We start from the raw sequence: 1,008 nt of genomic DNA on the forward strand, positions 1-1,008 counted from the left end.
TGGTGCGCCCAGCATGGGCGCACACCTGCGGGTGTAAGTCCCGCTGCGAGCTGGTCACAGTGAGCAAAGTCAAGCGCAACTGCGTGAGGGCGACCGAGCGTGGGAAGGAAGCGTGGAGCATAAATCGCGAGCCGATGAACAAGAACCGCATAGAAGGCGTTGCCAAGCAGGGCGAGTGGGCCATAGACCACGAAGCTCTTGTGACCAAGGCGAAGTGGCGTAGATGCGGCGGTTGTGCGACGAAGGTGTGCGACCCTTACCTGGGGAGATCTCGCCTCGTGCCTGAAAGGGCGACGGCTGTGCCGGAGCGAGAAGTCAGCAGAGGTCGTAGTAGTGCAAGCCCGAAACCCGAACGGGAGGTGCGGCCAGCACGAAGGACCGAACGAGAGTGAGTGAGCGAGGACAAGAGGATGTCAAAGGCCATGCGTCAGATGCCGGGGCAACCTGGGCGGGCAAGCGCAGCAAGCGGTGAAGCCGCGAGTGATCTTGCCAGCGACGAAGCCTGCGGCCCGTCTCTTGAGCACCCGCGCACAGGGTCGGCAAAGCAGCTGGCGGGCACTGGCGGCCTGCTGGAGGCGGCGTTGACGAGACAGAACCTGCAAGAGGCGTGGAAGCGAGTCAAGGCCAACAAGGGTGCAGCGGGGGTGGACGGGCTCAATATTGAGCAAACCGCCAAGGCGCTGCGCACGAGCTGGCCGGACATCCGCCAAGCGCTGCTGGCAGGAAGTTACCGGCCCAGTCCGGTACGCAAGGTATTGATCCCCAAACCAGACGGTAGCCAGCGTGAGCTGGGCATCCCGACGGTCATAGATCGATTGATCCAGCAAGCCCTTTTGCAAGCGCTGCAACCGCTGATCGACCCCACGCTCAGCGAACACAGCCACGGGTTTCGACCGGGCAGGCGTGCGCACGATGCGGTCAAGGCCGCACGGGCGTACGTCCAATCGGGCAAACGCGTGGTGGTGGACGTGGACCTGGCCAAGTTCTTTGACCGGGTCAACCACGACA

At 63.3% G+C, this 1,008-nt stretch carries 1 protein-coding gene; it reads left to right on the forward strand.

What is annotated here, in order from left to right:
• Nucleotides 1–410: 410 nt before the first annotated feature.
• The coding region (locus ACOVRJ_RS15670) for a reverse transcriptase domain-containing protein (RefSeq protein WP_422044765.1) at nucleotides 411–1,008 on the forward strand (598 nt) is incomplete at its 3' end.

The sequence above is a fragment of the Roseateles sp. genome, assembly GCF_049240545.1.
Taxonomy (GTDB): Bacteria; Pseudomonadota; Gammaproteobacteria; order Burkholderiales; family Burkholderiaceae_C; genus Paucibacter_A.